Raw genomic sequence first — 13,972 nt, 5'->3', positions numbered from 1 at the left:
TCAGCGGCGTCATGGTCGCGACCATGTCCACGATCTGGAAGCGCGCCTGTTTCCGGCTCAGGATACTCTTCTGGCCCGTGATCATGACCATCGGCATCGCGCCGAGCAGCGCATAGGCCGCGCCGGTCGTAAGATTGAGCGCACCCGGACCAAGCGTCGACAGGCAGACGCCCGGTCGGCCGGTTAGCCGGCCATGCGTCGCCGCCATGAAGGCGGCGGCCTGCTCGTGGCGGGTCAGCACCAGTTCGATGGAGGATTGTCGCAGCGCCTCGACAAGGTCGAGGTTCTCTTCTCCGGGCACCCCGAAGATCTGCTGCACGCCTTCGTTCTCCAAAGCGGATACAAGCAGTTCTGCGCCGTTCATGGGGACACTCCTCAAGCTGACACGATGGCGTCAGTGTATCAGATGGCGGTAAAACCCGATCAACGACGACCTCGCTCCCGGTCATCAAAAGGAGACCTGTCGGATGCAAATGGCGTCAAAATCATGCAGCTCAACCCACTCTCAGGATGATCAATTGAGAATATCGGTGTAGAGCTCGGACGGATCCGGCTCCGGATCCTGCGTGGCGAACTCAGCTGCCTCGTTGACGATCTCGCGAATCCTGCTGTCGATGGCCTTCACTTCGTCTTCCGACAGCTTCCAGCGTGTTAAAAGGCGCTGGCGGACCTGCTCGATTGGATCGCGTGCCTCGCGTACCTGATCCACCTCGTCCCTTGTGCGGTATTTCGCCGGATCGGACATGGAGTGGCCGCGATAGCGGTAAGCCAGCATCTCCAGGATGAAGGGACCTTTGCCGGAGCGGGCATGCTCGATAGCGCGCTGACCGGCGGCGTAGACCGCGCGGACATCCATGCCGTCCACCTGCTCGCCGGGGATGCCGAAGGACACGCCCCGCTTCGAGTAATCGGTCTGGGCCGAGGCGCGACTCATCTCCGTACCCATGGCGTAGCGGTTGTTCTCAATCACGTAGACCACGGGCAGCTTCCACACAGCCGCCATGTTGAAGCTCTCGGAGACCTGACCCTGGTTGGCTGCCCCCTCGCCGAAATAGGTCAGGCAGACATTGCCGTTCTCGCGGTAGTGGTTCGCGAAGGCGATGCCGGTGCCGAGCGACACCTGGGAGCCGACGATGCCGTGCCCTCCGTAGAAGTGCTTCTCCTTGGAGAACATGTGCATGGAGCCGCCCTTGCCTTTCGATAAGCCGGCACGGCGGCCCGTGAGTTCAGCCATGACGCCCTTCGGATCCATGCCGCAGGCGAGCATGTGGCCGTGATCGCGATAGCCGGTAATCACCTGGTCGCCGTCCTTCGTCGCCATCTGCATGCCGACGACAATGGCTTCCTGGCCGATATAGAGGTGGCAGAAGCCGCGGATCAGGCCCATGCCGTACATCTGGCCGGTCTTCTCCTCGAAACGGCGGATCAGCAGCATCTCGCGGTACGCGTGCGTCTCCTGATCCTTGCTCAATACCTCCTGTTTCTTGTTGGATTTGGGTGCCATGATGTTCTCCAAACGTCGGATGGGGCGATCTGGCCGGAGGGATAGTCGAACTACTCCGCAGCGAGCGCTGGTTGGTGCTCACGTTGATAAGATATCATTCTTTCAAGCATCATTGGGCGAAAATGGCGGATGAGTCCCTGCACGGGCCAAGCGGCAGCATCGCCGAACGCACAAATCGTATGGCCTTCCATCTGTTTGGTCACCTCCTCCAGCAGATCGATCTCGTGTGGATCGGCGCGACCTTCCACCATCCGATACATGACCCTCGTGATCCACCCTGTTCCTTCGCGGCAGGGGGTGCATTGGCCGCAGCTTTCGTGCTTGAAGAACGCACTCAATCGGGCGATGGCCGCAATCAGGTCCGTCGACTTGTCCATGACAACGACAGCAGCGGTACCCAAACCGCTCTTGACATCTCGAAGGGCGTCGAAGTCCATCAGCAGCGTATCGCAAATGCTCTTTGGCAACAGCGGCATCGAGCCACCGCCGGGGATAACGGCAAGTAGGTTATCCCATCCTCCACGGACTCCGCCGGCATAGGTGTCGATCAGTTCGCGCAAGGGGATGCTCATCGCCTCCTCGACATTGCATGGCCGGTTCACATGACCGGATATCGAGTAGATCTTGGTCCCTACATTGTTCGGCCGCCCAATGCTGGCGAACCAGGCAGCTCCCCGCCGCAGGATGGTCGGCACGACTGCGATGGTCTCGACATTGTTTACCGTTGTCGGGCAGCCGTACAGGCCGATCGCCGCCGGGAACGGTGGCTTCATCCGTGGCATCGCCTTCTTGCCTTCGAGACTCTCGAGCAAACCTGTCTCTTCTCCGGCGATATAGGCGCCGGCACCGCGGTGCAGGTAAAGATCGAAGTCCCATCCGGACCCGCAGGCGTTTCGGCCGATCAGACCAGCCTCGTAGGCCTCGTCAATGGCCTGCTGCAGATGACGGGCTTCATCAACGAACTCGCCTCGAATGTAGATGTAACAGGCATGCGCGCCGATGGCGAAAGACGCGAGCAGACAGCCTTCCACCAGCTTGTGGGGATCGCCGCGGAGGATTTCCCGGTCCTTGCAGGTTCCCGGCTCGGACTCGTCGGCGTTGACGACAAGATAGCTGGGCAGGCGGTCGGAAGTCTTTGGCATGAAGGACCATTTCATGCCAGTAGCAAAGCCTGCGCCGCCGCGTCCACGGAGCCCTGATTCCTTGGTCTCATTAATGATCCAGTCCCGTCCTTGCGCCAGCAGAAATGCCGTACCATCCCAGTCGCCGCGCATCCGGGCACCGGCAAGGCGCCAATCGTGGAACCCATACAGGTTGGTGAAGATCCGGTCCCTGTCGCTGAGCATGACCAACTCTCCCCTTTCGTCCGAAGATACCTTATGGCCTCAAAAATCCCGCTGGACCCGCAGGCGGGCTTCAAGGGCGTCCTCAGAATTGATGAGGCTGTCTGATGCGGGATCGTTGTTCACGAACACCCGGCCCTGCGGGTCGACCCTACGATAGAAAGTCTCGACTCCAAGATAGAGACCGCTCACCGGGAGCCAGCCGAGATTGGTGCCGATTCGCCACTCGGAGGTGTCCGGGAACCCGAGGGCGCCGCCTGCAGGCGCGGTTACCACGCTGCCCGCCGGGTAGTTGATCACACCATAGGAACCGAACACCGCATGCCGGATCTGCGGCGTCCAATAGTGCAGGAACACCGCCGTCGCGGCCCAGCCCCTGGACCGATGCACTGCTCCGTCGGCATCCACATAAGCATCAGTCTGATCGAGGATGATGTCGTTGATTGATGAGTTGCCGAGGCCGAGATAACTCAGGGCGCCATCGGCATAGGCGGCCTGGAGCCAAAGTTCGTCGCTGTCAGCAATCATGGGGAGTTCGACCTGGACTCCAGCCTGTACCGCAAAGCCGTACTCGGTGTCGACGAACGGAGCCGGAGCTGGTCCGGGAACGAGATTGTCGCCGCGGATCTGGTGCAACGCCGCCGAGAGTTGGGCCTTGCCCCAGTCTGGCTCCCACAGCAGCCGTCCAACGAGATCCGGAACACGTGCACCGGCTGGGCTGAACTCCTGGCCGGGAAACCCTGGTCCATTCGGGGCGGAGAACTGCCGTCGCTCGATGGAGTCCTCCAGCGAAATCGTTGCCGAGAGGTCGGAGCCCAATATCGCCGTATAGGCGAATACATTGGTCTTGACCTCGGAGACGATGAGATCCGCGAAGTTGAAGTCATTGGTATAGAAGTCGAAGAAGGATTCCAGGCGGCCGGCGGTCAGTCCGCCGAATTCGATAAAGGCCTCGTCGAGACGGAAGGTATCTGGCCCGTAATTGCCGGTGTTGTGTGTGAACTCATACTGCGTCTTGGCGCGCAGCAGGCCGTAAGATGTCCGGGTACGGACGTCGAGGGCGATCCGGCCTCGGGTCCGGTAGCCGATCGCATCGTCGGCACGGCTGCCGGGTTCGAGATACCGGATTTCTCCGCGGGCCCGACCGCCGATCCGCAAGCATGTGTCGGTTCCTGGGATGGTGAAGAAGCCGGCGCCGTGGGTGGAGCAGATGCGCACAGCCTCGACGGGAGCCGTGTTCCTAGCGGGCAGATCGAGAGCCTGGGACGTCGTCGTGACAACACACCCGCTGATGGCTAACGCACAGGCGATTATTCCAGTGCGGACTTTTCGGAACGCGTCCATTCGGTCTCCTTTACTTGCACTAGGGGGCACCAGACATGGTCATTCCGAAGAGCCCACCGCGAGAACGATCTTGCCCTTGGAGAGCGGACGAAAGCCCTCCAGCATGCGATGGGCCTCCCGCGCTTCAGCAAGGGGCATGACTGTGCCCACCCGCGTCCTCAGGTCGCCGCGATCGATCAAGCCGGCAATTTCCGTCAGGTACTGTGTCGAGACTTTGACCAGAAAGAAGGCTGCATCGACCCCATGGCTCTTCGCCAAGTCCTGATCGGGCTGAGACACGGCCGAGATCAGCTTGCCGCCGCGTCGCAGGACCTGAAACGAGCGCTGTTGCGTCTCGCCGCCGACCAGATCGAAGACGGCATCAACATCCCGGGCCACGTCTTCAAAGCGCTGGGAGTTGAAGTCCACCAGCATATCGGCTCCGAGCTCACGTACAAATGCGTGGTCGTCAGCGGCAGCTGTCGCGATGGTCCGGAGGCCTGCACGGTGGGCGAATTGCACCGCGTAGGCACCCACGTTGCCGGCTGCCCCATGAATGAGTACCGTCTGGCCGGCCTTGAGCTGTGCCTGATCAAACAGGCCCTGCCATGCGGTAACGGCAATGACCGGGACGGAGGCTGCTTCGAGATGGTCGATCGCGGCCGGCTTTCGCGCGATCATTGCGGCCGAGGCCAGCGCATATTCGGCATATGCCCCGATAAAGCGCGGATTCGTAACTCCATAAATCTGGTCTCCGATGCGCAGGCCGGACACATCCGGCCCGATAGCCTGGATCTCGCCAGAGAGGTCGGAACCCAAGGTCAGGGGAAGGGGCTGGGGCAAAGCGCTGTTACCAGACCTGATCCAACCGTCCCAGGGGCCAACTCCGGCCGCGTGCACCTTGACGAGCACCTCGCCAGGGCCGGGAGTGGGCACGGCAATGGATTCAAACTGCATCGCGTCCGGGGGACCGAACTCATGCACACGCCAAGCCATCATAGAGGACATCACCGCAGATCCTTACTTCTGCTCGGGGGTAACTAGAGTTTCGCCAGGATCGGTAACGAACACGGCGAGCAGCTTTGCCGGTTCGGTGGTACTGGCGTTCTCGCTGACCTTATGGTGCGAGCCAGGATCCTCGTACCAGCCTTCACCCACCTGGTAGACCCTGGCGGGCCCATCGCCGACTTGGCTGCGAATGGCGCCGGATGTCACGTGCGCATAGATGAAAGCGGACTTGGGATGGAAATGGGATGGAGACTTGCCACCCGGAGCATAGGTTACCTCGAGAGCGATCAGGGTCTTGCCCGGGATATTCGGGATGGCGCGCTCGAAGACGGTCTTCACCGTCTCGCCCTGTCCCTGGGCGGATGCGGGCATATTCGCGAGTGTGAGTGCAATGCCGGCGGCGCCGATAACGCTGACTGACTTGCTCTTGATCATCCTCATTGTCCTTTCCTCATGCTGGGATCGGGAACGCGGAGATCTTGGGGCCGGAGCGTCCTACTCGGGAGGCCCAAGAACGGCTAAAAGGACTGTACCATCAGCAGGGGGCGTTATGTCCGGGCTCCTCCGAATGCAATGGCCACCGTTGTTGAGCGCCATTATGAGCGTTATGCCGGTCTATGCCTAAGCCGCAAATGTCTCGATATTGCGGGAGATCCTCCGATTTTGCGAAAATCGGCCCTGTCGAACGCATTCTGGCGCTCGGAGTAACAGAACCCCCTCAATAAAATGGCCCGGATTTCTCCGGGCCATTCCAATCGGAAGCTGCTCTACGGGAGACCGACTCCCCGAGTTTTCTGTCCTAAGCAGCGTTGCTGCGGCGCGGCAGCTTCCAGCCGGGACGGATGAAGTGGCACGTATAGCCGTTCGGAAGCCGCTCCAGATAATCCTGGTGCTCCGGCTCGGCCTCCCAGAAATCGCCCGCCGGCTCAAGTTCCGTGACTACCTTACCCGGCCAAAGGCCCGAGGCATCGACATCGGCAATCGTGTCCTCGGCCACCTGCCGCTGCTCATCCGAAGTGTAGAAGATCGCCGACCGGTAACTCAAGCCGCGATCATTCCCTTGCCGGTTCTTCGTGCTGGGGTCGTGGATCTGGAAAAAGAACTCCAGCAGGTCGCGGAAGCTCGTCTTCTCGGGATCGAATATGATCTCGATCGCCTCCGCGTGCGTGCCGTGATTACGATAGGTCGCGTTCGGCACGTCTCCACCAGAATAACCAACACGAGTGGAGACGACGCCGGGAAGGCGGCGGATGAGATCCTGCATGCCCCAGAAGCAGCCTCCAGCCAGAACGGCCCTCTCAGTTACGCCAGTCATACTGTTTCTCCTTTCTCTGCAAACAGCTTGCGGAATTCACCGTAGCCCTCGCTCTCCAGATCATCGTAATGGATGAACCGTAGCGAGGCCGAGTTAATGCAGTAGCGCAATCCGCCCGCCTCTTGTGGCCCATCCGGGAATACATGACCCAGATGGCTGTCGCCGTGGGCGGAGCGCACCTCGGTTCGCACCATGCCGTGGCTCGTATCGCGGATATCGACAACGTTGTCGGCATCGATCGGCTTGACGAAGCTGGGCCAGCCGCTGCCGCTGTCGTACTTGTCGAATGAAGCGAACAAGGGCTCGCCTGATACTACGTCAACGTAGAGCCCGGGTTCCTTGTTGTCCCAGTACGCATTGGCGAAGGGACGCTCAGTTCCGTCTTTCTGTGTCACCCGATACTGCTCTGGCGTGAGCCCGGACACAGCCTCGGGGTTCTTATGATAGGTTTTCATCTGATGTTCTCCTTCCGATGGGCGGAAGTGTGATTGGGGAGCCGCTTATGAGGCCACACTCTTACGCGCGATGGCATCGATATCGTTGCGCGAGATGCCAAGATCGTCGAGTTCGCGATCTGAGAGTTGCATTAGCTCGCGGATGACCTGGCGATAGCGCAGGAAGGCGCGGATCTTGGACGTGATAAAGGCGACAAACATGGGAAACTCCTGATGTTGAGCCGACGATCACAGCCGGCTTTTGGAAGGCAAAGCCTCGGTGAGGCTCTGCTCTGATTTCGCTCAGGCGGCGCGGGCGGAGCGCAGGCTCGACAGCGAGTCTATGGCGACCGCGAGGGATACGGCGAGCAGCCCGATGTCCTTAAGCAGGAACTGACCGGGAGCGACGGAAATCGCCGGATAGCCGACTTCCGGCAAAAACACGCCGGGCGTTGTTGCCATGAAACTAAGCGTCGTCACGAACAGCCCGGCCGACAGCACGCCACCGACGAGCGAATACACCGGGTTGACGAGCCGAGCCGCGATCAGGGCAGCGATGCTGAGTTCGAGGACGCCGAGGACGCTTGAGAAGCCCCGCACGCCAAAGATGGGATAGACCCAGCTCAACAGCGGGCTGTTTCCGACCAGTCCGGTCAGGCCTTCCGCCTCATAGGCGGTAAACTTCATGCCGCCGAACCAGGCGTAAATTACGACCAGCGAGGCATAGAGGCCTGCTGTCGTCACCGTCCGGCCGTGGCGGTCGACCAAATCCAATAAAATTGCCGCGCGAGCTTGGGAACTCGGATACGCCGCGACGCTCGGGGTATAAACATAAGACATTGCATTCTCCTGGGTTTCCGCGGCGACTGTTGCGGCCGGCTGCGGCATAATCGATACCGTATTGTATCGATTAACCCGGATGTATACCGATCTGTATCGTTTATCAAGCTAACAAAAGCAAAATGCCCGTTGCCCGCCTATGCGATGTGCCATTTGGCACCTTCGTGGCAATATTGCAGCCTCCCGATAGAGATGTAGAAAGGCAATAATAAATACTGATCAGTAGCGAACCTTCCCGAAGACAGTCTACCATCAAGGCTGCGTCAGGGGCAGAAGTAGCCCCGTGCACTGTCCGAGATGCATCTCGCTCCGTTCGGCAGGATGATCCCGCCAGCTCCGTCCGGAGGGACGTAGGCGCCGGTGGAGATCGTAAACCCACCATTGGGATCGGCGGGCACTGTCGAGCCGTCCGGGAGGGTGAACCTGCCATCCCGATAGGTGATGTGCCGGGAGTACCCTGGCGGGAGGGCCACTGGGATGGGCGCCGATGGCATGGGTGGTGCCGCTTGCGTCGACCCAAGATTGGCTGGCGGTACCGGCTGGGCTGCCTGGTCACCAGTAGAAACGCAGGCGGACAGTGCAATGGTCATCAGCAGGGCGGCCGGCACGCGCATCGGGATTCTCCGATCGTATGTTGGGTGACCATCTGAGCACAATCTGTCCAGGGATGTCTCCTGCCTCAGGATAAATCACCTGACAGAGCCGGGCATCATTAAGGAACGGAGAGAGCGAGAAGCTGCTGGCTAAGGGCCCGATGTGGACCGATCGCCGATGCGAGACCAGCCGATCCAAGATCCTCAGCCGATCAGAAAATGAACCGAGTGTTGATGAAGTTGGAGGTCTGCTCGGTGATGATTGTCTCAAGCAGATCCTTGTTCGCTTGCGTTTCCTTGGTGGCGATCATCGATCGGATCGAAAACGAGCGTAGCGCGTCCGTCACCGACAGGGTGCCCTCAGCCGAGTCCTTTCGGCCGGTGAAGGGAAAGACATCGGGACCACGCTGACACTGGCAGTTGATGTTAACCCGGCAGACCTGATTGACGAGCGGATCGACAAGCCGGCCGATCTGATCCGGGCTTGAGCTGAAGACGCTTACCTGCTGACCATGCTCGGACGTGGTCACGTACTCGAGCGCCATGTCGAGATCCTCGAAAGCCATCACGGGGACAACAGGCCCGAATTGCTCCTCCCGATAGAGCCGCATGCCCTCTTGGACAGGATAGACGACGGCCGGGTAGAACAGGGTGCCGGCCACGCTGCCGCCATCCTCGTTGACCACGCGAGCCCCTTTGGCTTTCGCATCCTCGACCAGAGCCGTCATGTGATCGGTCTTGCCGGCTTCAGGGAGCGGCGTGATGTTGACGCCCTTCTCCCACGGCATGCCGACTTTGAGCTTGCCCACCTCCTCGCTGAACCGGCGAAGAAACGGATCGGCAATGGATTGATGAACGATCAGCATCTTCAGCGCCGTACAGCGCTGGCCGTTGAACGTGAGGGACCCGATCAGGCATTCCTTTACGGCAAGCTCAACGTCGGCGTCCGGCAGGATGATGGCGGCGTTCTTGGCATCAAGCCCGAGAATAGCCCGCAGCCGGTTGGTCTTTGGATGCAGCTTTTTGAGGTGATCTGCAACCTTGCTCGAGCCAATCAGGGCCAGCACGTTCAGTTGACCAGTATCCAGCAGACGGGGCACGACGACCGAGCCACGCCCATACACCATGTTGATCACGCCCTTCGGAAAAGAGCTTTGAAAGGCCTCCAGCAGCGGGTAGAACAGCAGTGCGCCGAACCGCGGCGGCTTGAACACGACGGTATTGCCCATGATGAGGGCTGGGATCAGGGTCGCAAACGTCTCGTTCAGGGGATAGTTGTATGGACCCATGCAGAGGACGACTCCGAGCGGGGTGCGCCTGATCTGCCCGATGGTGCCTTCGACGATGGTGAAACGGGAGTTGCTGTTGTCGAGCTCCTTCAAGGCGTTGATCGTCGCCCGGATGTAGTCGACGGTGCGGTCGAATTCCTTCTCGGAATCTGCTTTTGGCTTGCCGATTTCCCACATGATCAAATCCACGACTTCCTGCCGTCGGCTGATCATCTGACTTGTGAAGTCTTGCAAGCAGGCTACGCGTTCGGCGACCGTCATGGTAGGCCATTGGCCACGACCGCCATCGTACGCGGCCACAGCGGCCTCGAGCGCCTCTTCCGCCTCCTTCTCTCCACCGGATGGGACACTCCCGAGCTCGATCTGCTGCAGCCCGCCATCCTTCGCTCGCAGGCAGACCGGCGATCGCACCGCATCGACGGGTCCATCCCAAGCTTTCAGTTCGCCGTTGACCAGATAGGTGCACTGGTTAATGGGTGGGGGAGGGTGGTGTTCCGCCGGGATCGCGCCGTCGGGGAAGAGCAGCCTTAAGGCATTGGAATTGACCATGTCACGCATTCCTAGTTGCCCACCACCGTAACCGGTCAGAGAGGCAGATCTATGGCTTGTTCGCCATTAGACCGGGGGTATGGCTGTGATCGCGATGCAGATTGCTAGATTTCGTCCGCAATTGCGACAATCGGATCCTCTCAGCATATTTCTGCAGCAACTGGCTGAGGACTTCGATAATCTCCTTGCGTGGTCACAGCCGGTGCTCCTGCAGGCTTTGGCACCCCCCGAGAGCTGACGGCGATCCTGTGGGATCGCCGTCTCTTTCATTTTAAAGACACTTTGGTGCCGGGGTGATGGAGGAATAAGGCTTCTGCGCCTTTCTCTCAGCTCGGACAACGACCTGGAGGGGACATGGGCAAATGGGACACCATCCTGAAAGAAGAATTCGACGGGCATTTGGTCGTGATCGAGGTCCGTCGGAGCGACTTCGAGGCAAGGACAGGTCAGGACGAGACAGGTGGCATCCGCGTCACGATCACTTGCCTGTGTGACTGCGACGATGAGACGGGCATTGTCACGACCACGCAGAACGTTGTAGCAAACGACGATATGGCAACTGCTGCAATAACCTTCGCGTTCGACGCCCTCAATGAACTGGAGGGCGACCTCATCGAGATCGGCCTCAGCCCTGAAGCGGCGGCTCGGATCTCCACCAGAATCCCCAATCGGGATAAGCTCTCAACCGAGAACGTGAGCTGAACCGAGCCTTACATCCAGGAAACAATGCGGGTGATGAACGCGCTCCTCGCTCATCACAAGTTTAGCGAGCTCAGGATGAGCGAATCTAAGTCCCCGCTGCGGTTGATGGCATGCAGGTCATCGGATCCGCCGATATGCCGGCCGTCGATAAATACTTGAGGAACTGTGGTCCGCCCGCCTGCTTTCTGAACCATCTCCGCCCACTTCTCAGGCTGTGTTTCGACGTCGATTTCGGTAAAGCTGGCTCCTTTCTGGGTGAGCAGTCTCTTCGCCGAGGCGCAGTAAGGGCACCAGCTTTTAGTGTAGAGGGTGATTTCCGACATGATCATCATCTCCATAGTGTGAATGGTTGAGCTAGAGAAACAACGGTAGATAAAGCACGCCAATGACGAGTGTCAGCGTGAGCACCGCAGTGGTGGACGCCCAGAAAGTGTTTCGTTCATTGCTTCGGTTCATGGCTTTGTCCTCATCGATGGATGACGGCACGGCCGCCCGCTTCGGACTGCGGGTCAGTGCGGGAGCGGGCCAATACGAGGGCCGGCATCATGCGCAGCGCTCACGATCATCTCGACAGCGGCTGCCAGTTCATCCTCGCCAAAGTCGTTGAATCCCAGACTGTCGATCGACATGTCGGTCGGGCCGGACATGACCTCGATCCAGAACGGCGGAAGGTCTAGGCTGGTACGTACCGGGCGCATTTCGGACAGATAGACTTCAACCGACCCAAGCCGCAGCACTGCAATAGTGCGCGAATTGTTTGTATCAACAGTCCGAAATACCAGTTGAAGATAGGCTTGGACGATGCGCCGCTCGATTTCGACAGCGCAGAGGTCGCTCAACAGAGGGTAGTCGACACAGGCTTGTTCGACGATCGGTTTGGTAAACATTGTCGATGCCTCCAAGTGAGGGTTTTTATGGCGGACTGTACGTTCCGGACGAGAACTTCGGTTAGGCCGCGACGCGCTGTGGACCGGGATGCGACCGTGGCATAAAAGCCTCCTGATTATCGGCTGAAAGCTGACGTGACGGTGGCTTGATTGCCCAGCCAGACCCAAGCGTGAGTCCGGTCACCTTCCCTCTTGATGTACACGTAGCCGGTCTGATGCCACGGCAGGACGGTATCCCGCTTGTTGTCGAGGATGAAGTCGCCGCGATCGGTCCGGATCGCCATGACGGCATGGCCTGCGCCGAGTTCATCGAGCACCACGACCATGCGAAGGGCCCGCCGCGGTAATCCGGCCTCGACCAGCAGACGACGCTTGAGAAGCTGATAGTCCTCACAATCGCCATAGCCATCGTCCGGGTAGTCCCAACGGTCGATCACGCCCCAATGGGCAATGTCTTCCTGCGGTGAGATGGCGGCGTTGACTTGCTGGTTGATCGCCACGATCAGGGCCCAGGCACGCTCGTCGAGCTCGATCGTGGCAGGCTCGGAAGGGTCGATCGCACAGTCACCCGGGCTCCGCTCGCAAAACTCACTCCAGGCGTCTGTCGGCTGAGCGCTCTCGCCCGCTGACGGAATCCAAGCTGCATTAAACGGGTGGAACTCGCCTGCATTGACGCGCGGGATCCCGACAAGGGAGAACAACAGGAGGAGGCCGATCACGATCGACCGCAGAGTCCAAACCAGGCCTCCGCGGGCGGTCTTCTTTTCAGAAACAGGGTAACAGGAGAACTGCCGTTTGATGGTCCAGGGCATCATCGCCCCTCCTGGTCTGTCCGGCTTGACAGGCCATCCTGCAAATTCCGGAAACGATACAGTTCTGTATCGGTAGGCGGATAAATATACCGATCTGTATCGTCCGACAAGGCGGCTTTGAGAGCAGATCCGCCAAGTCACCCTTGCGCAAACGCAGAAATTCCCTGAGGAGCACTTGATCTCGCGTGGGGCTAGGCATAGGTAAAGCTACTGATCTGTTTTGTGTTTGAGGGTATGATGCGCCGTTCAGAGATCCGAAATCATCTGCTTGAGACCGCGCTCCGGCTGTTTAATCAGCACGGCTATCACGCTACGGGCATCGACTTGATCATTGCCGAGGCCGGGGTCGCCAAGACGACACTCTACCGCTACTTCGAAACCAAGGAAGACCTGATCCTGGCCGCCCTCGAGCGTCGTGACGAGCAGGATCGGGACGCCATGAGGGCCTATGTCGAGCAACGCACGAATGATCCGGTCGAGCGTCTGCTGGCGACCTTCGATTTCCTCGAAGCCTGGTTCCGTGACGAGCATTTCCGCGGCTGCATTTTCATGAGCGCCGCAGGGGAGCATAAGGAGACCGTCAATCCGGTGTTCCAAGCCGCCGTGCTGCACAAGCGTCTGTCCCTGGCATACTTCGAGGAACTTGCCTATGCGGCGCGGGTTGCCGAGCCGAAGCGGATTGCGGCCGAGATGAACATGTTGCATGAGGGCGCGATCGCCGTCGCGCAGATGACCCGCAACATCGAGCCCGCCCGGCAGGCTAAGCGGATGGCGACCCAGTTGCTCGCAACGGAAGCACGGTCTGCGGTGGCGTCGGTATCCTAGCTAAATCCCGGACTTGCGGTCAGGCCAAATGCCTTCAAGTCACTTCATATTCGCTGAGGTCGATTGACACGAGTGTGCGTGAGCGGTCCGGCTGGCGGTTCGCGAGGCGCGGGTGAGCGCGTCTTCGGGTGGGGAACATGAATCCCCCGAAGTCCCTGACATCGTAGACGTACTGTGCAGCGAGGAAGCCGCCGGAAACGTCCACCTGATAATCGTGGCGGCGGAGCAGGAAATCGGGGCCAAAATAGAAGTCCTGTTCGCGGCAATGGCTGGCGATCGCAAGAGGAAAAGTCGCACGCAGGACCCGCCAGGTTTCATCTGCTTCCTGCCATGGCTCGACTTCCTCAACTTGAAAGCCGGGCATTGCCAGCAGGAAGGGAGTCGTCAGATACGTCCATAGCGCATATCCGTTGAAATAGGCCAGGTGTAATACCAGGTCCCTGAAGGTCTGACTCGTTCGTGATTTCCAGGATTGCGGTGGGTGTGATTCAACTTGGTGAGCCAAGGAGGGTTGCCATGCCGATCCCACTCCGCTCTGACTTCGATGC

18 protein-coding genes are annotated in these 13,972 nt (G+C 59.6%); 2 read left to right on the top strand and 16 right to left on the bottom strand.

Annotation, left to right across the window (positions count from 1 at the left end; translation table 11 throughout):
* From ACS5Q1_RS40960 to ACS5Q1_RS40905, 12 genes are all read right to left on the bottom strand, one after another.
* On the bottom strand, positions 1–364 hold a 364-nt coding region (locus tag ACS5Q1_RS40960), incomplete at its 3' end, for a thiamine pyrophosphate-binding protein (RefSeq protein ID WP_473103609.1).
* A gap of 150 nt (positions 365–514) precedes the next feature.
* Complete coding sequence (gene pdhA, locus ACS5Q1_RS40955) at positions 515–1,504, bottom strand: pyruvate dehydrogenase (acetyl-transferring) E1 component subunit alpha (RefSeq protein WP_203445931.1); 990 nt, start codon at positions 1,502–1,504, stop codon at positions 515–517.
* A 50-nt stretch (positions 1,505–1,554) separates the two neighbouring features.
* The gene (nuoF, locus tag ACS5Q1_RS40950; RefSeq protein WP_473103608.1) at positions 1,555–2,850 is read right to left on the bottom strand and encodes an NADH-quinone oxidoreductase subunit NuoF; all 1,296 of its coding nucleotides are present in this window, start codon (positions 2,848–2,850) and stop codon (positions 1,555–1,557) included.
* A 39-nt stretch (positions 2,851–2,889) separates the two neighbouring features.
* On the bottom strand, positions 2,890–4,191 hold the full coding sequence (locus tag ACS5Q1_RS40945; RefSeq protein ID WP_473103607.1) for a porin: 1,302 nt from the start codon (positions 4,189–4,191) through the stop codon (positions 2,890–2,892).
* Positions 4,192–4,230: 39 nt separating this feature from the next.
* The gene (locus ACS5Q1_RS40940) at positions 4,231–5,169 is read right to left on the bottom strand and encodes an NADP-dependent oxidoreductase (RefSeq protein ID WP_473103611.1); all 939 of its coding nucleotides are present in this window, start codon (positions 5,167–5,169) and stop codon (positions 4,231–4,233) included.
* A gap of 21 nt (positions 5,170–5,190) precedes the next feature.
* Positions 5,191–5,619 (bottom strand): cupin domain-containing protein, encoded by a 429-nt coding sequence (locus ACS5Q1_RS40935; RefSeq protein ID WP_473103606.1) that lies wholly within the window; start codon positions 5,617–5,619, stop codon positions 5,191–5,193.
* Between the two features lie 358 nt (positions 5,620–5,977).
* Positions 5,978–6,493, bottom strand: coding sequence for a peptide-methionine (S)-S-oxide reductase MsrA (gene msrA / locus ACS5Q1_RS40930; protein WP_473103605.1), 516 nt, complete (start codon positions 6,491–6,493; stop codon positions 5,978–5,980).
* The gene (gene msrB, locus ACS5Q1_RS40925; RefSeq protein WP_473103604.1) at positions 6,490–6,948 is read right to left on the bottom strand and encodes a peptide-methionine (R)-S-oxide reductase MsrB; all 459 of its coding nucleotides are present in this window, start codon (positions 6,946–6,948) and stop codon (positions 6,490–6,492) included. The genes msrA and msrB overlap by 4 nt, the downstream gene beginning before the upstream one ends.
* A gap of 45 nt (positions 6,949–6,993) precedes the next feature.
* The gene (locus ACS5Q1_RS40920) at positions 6,994–7,149 is read right to left on the bottom strand and encodes a DUF1127 domain-containing protein (RefSeq protein ID WP_473103603.1); all 156 of its coding nucleotides are present in this window, start codon (positions 7,147–7,149) and stop codon (positions 6,994–6,996) included.
* An 81-nt stretch (positions 7,150–7,230) separates the two neighbouring features.
* Entirely contained in the window at positions 7,231–7,767 is a 537-nt protein-coding gene (locus ACS5Q1_RS40915) for a YkgB family protein (protein ID WP_473103602.1), read from the bottom strand.
* Positions 7,768–8,030: 263 nt separating this feature from the next.
* Complete coding sequence (locus ACS5Q1_RS40910; RefSeq protein WP_473103601.1) at positions 8,031–8,381, bottom strand: hypothetical protein; 351 nt, start codon at positions 8,379–8,381, stop codon at positions 8,031–8,033.
* A gap of 191 nt (positions 8,382–8,572) precedes the next feature.
* Positions 8,573–10,198, bottom strand: a complete 1,626-nt coding sequence (locus tag ACS5Q1_RS40905) for an NADP-dependent glyceraldehyde-3-phosphate dehydrogenase (protein ID WP_473103600.1) — start codon at positions 10,196–10,198, stop codon at positions 8,573–8,575.
* A 354-nt stretch (positions 10,199–10,552) separates the two neighbouring features.
* Here ACS5Q1_RS40905 and ACS5Q1_RS40900 point away from each other — a divergent pair, with 354 nt between their 5' ends.
* Positions 10,553–10,900: a hypothetical protein gene (locus tag ACS5Q1_RS40900; RefSeq protein WP_473103599.1), complete on the top strand. Its 348-nt coding sequence runs from the start codon at positions 10,553–10,555 to the stop codon at positions 10,898–10,900.
* A gap of 53 nt (positions 10,901–10,953) precedes the next feature.
* On the opposite strand, the gene grxC is transcribed toward ACS5Q1_RS40900, so the two are convergent.
* The 3 genes from grxC to ACS5Q1_RS40885 form a co-directional block, all read right to left on the bottom strand.
* Positions 10,954–11,223, bottom strand: coding sequence for a glutaredoxin 3 (gene grxC, locus ACS5Q1_RS40895; protein ID WP_473103598.1), 270 nt, complete (start codon positions 11,221–11,223; stop codon positions 10,954–10,956).
* Between the two features lie 186 nt (positions 11,224–11,409).
* Positions 11,410–11,787 (bottom strand): hypothetical protein, encoded by a 378-nt coding sequence (locus ACS5Q1_RS40890; RefSeq protein ID WP_473103597.1) that lies wholly within the window; start codon positions 11,785–11,787, stop codon positions 11,410–11,412.
* A gap of 116 nt (positions 11,788–11,903) precedes the next feature.
* The gene (locus ACS5Q1_RS40885) at positions 11,904–12,602 is read right to left on the bottom strand and encodes a transglutaminase-like cysteine peptidase (RefSeq protein ID WP_473103596.1); all 699 of its coding nucleotides are present in this window, start codon (positions 12,600–12,602) and stop codon (positions 11,904–11,906) included.
* A 234-nt stretch (positions 12,603–12,836) separates the two neighbouring features.
* Between ACS5Q1_RS40885 and ACS5Q1_RS40880 the strand changes: the two genes are divergently transcribed.
* Positions 12,837–13,424: a TetR/AcrR family transcriptional regulator gene (locus ACS5Q1_RS40880; protein ID WP_473103610.1), complete on the top strand. Its 588-nt coding sequence runs from the start codon at positions 12,837–12,839 to the stop codon at positions 13,422–13,424.
* A gap of 34 nt (positions 13,425–13,458) precedes the next feature.
* Here the strand turns inward: ACS5Q1_RS40880 and ACS5Q1_RS40875 are convergent.
* Positions 13,459–13,972 (bottom strand): hypothetical protein (locus tag ACS5Q1_RS40875; protein WP_473103595.1); only part of this gene is annotated, 514 nt, incomplete at its 5' end.

This window comes from Microvirga sp. GN3 (assembly GCF_055792825.1).
Note: the sequence above shows the minus strand (reverse complement) of the source record. Positions and strands in the feature narration are given on the sequence as shown.

Excerpts from the sequence above, each read along its gene's own strand:
- pdhA (WP_203445931.1), bottom strand. The coding sequence starts at position 1,504 with ATGGCACCCAAATCCAACAAGAAACAGGAGGTATTGAGCAAGGATCAG.
- nuoF (WP_473103608.1), bottom strand. The coding sequence starts at position 2,850 with ATGCTCAGCGACAGGGACCGGATCTTCACCAACCTGTATGGGTTCCAC.
- ACS5Q1_RS40945 (WP_473103607.1), bottom strand. The coding sequence starts at position 4,191 with ATGGACGCGTTCCGAAAAGTCCGCACTGGAATAATCGCCTGTGCGTTA.
- ACS5Q1_RS40940 (WP_473103611.1), bottom strand. The coding sequence starts at position 5,169 with ATGATGGCTTGGCGTGTGCATGAGTTCGGTCCCCCGGACGCGATGCAG.
- ACS5Q1_RS40935 (WP_473103606.1), bottom strand. The coding sequence starts at position 5,619 with ATGAGGATGATCAAGAGCAAGTCAGTCAGCGTTATCGGCGCCGCCGGC.
- msrA (WP_473103605.1), bottom strand. The coding sequence starts at position 6,493 with ATGACTGGCGTAACTGAGAGGGCCGTTCTGGCTGGAGGCTGCTTCTGG.
- msrB (WP_473103604.1), bottom strand. The coding sequence starts at position 6,948 with ATGAAAACCTATCATAAGAACCCCGAGGCTGTGTCCGGGCTCACGCCA.
- ACS5Q1_RS40920 (WP_473103603.1), bottom strand. The coding sequence starts at position 7,149 with ATGTTTGTCGCCTTTATCACGTCCAAGATCCGCGCCTTCCTGCGCTAT.
- ACS5Q1_RS40915 (WP_473103602.1), bottom strand. The coding sequence starts at position 7,767 with ATGTCTTATGTTTATACCCCGAGCGTCGCGGCGTATCCGAGTTCCCAA.
- ACS5Q1_RS40910 (WP_473103601.1), bottom strand. The coding sequence starts at position 8,381 with ATGCGCGTGCCGGCCGCCCTGCTGATGACCATTGCACTGTCCGCCTGC.
- ACS5Q1_RS40905 (WP_473103600.1), bottom strand. The coding sequence starts at position 10,198 with ATGGTCAATTCCAATGCCTTAAGGCTGCTCTTCCCCGACGGCGCGATC.
- ACS5Q1_RS40900 (WP_473103599.1), top strand. The coding sequence starts at position 10,553 with ATGGGCAAATGGGACACCATCCTGAAAGAAGAATTCGACGGGCATTTG.
- grxC (WP_473103598.1), bottom strand. The coding sequence starts at position 11,223 with ATGTCGGAAATCACCCTCTACACTAAAAGCTGGTGCCCTTACTGCGCC.
- ACS5Q1_RS40890 (WP_473103597.1), bottom strand. The coding sequence starts at position 11,787 with ATGTTTACCAAACCGATCGTCGAACAAGCCTGTGTCGACTACCCTCTG.
- ACS5Q1_RS40885 (WP_473103596.1), bottom strand. The coding sequence starts at position 12,602 with ATGATGCCCTGGACCATCAAACGGCAGTTCTCCTGTTACCCTGTTTCT.
- ACS5Q1_RS40880 (WP_473103610.1), top strand. The coding sequence starts at position 12,837 with ATGCGCCGTTCAGAGATCCGAAATCATCTGCTTGAGACCGCGCTCCGG.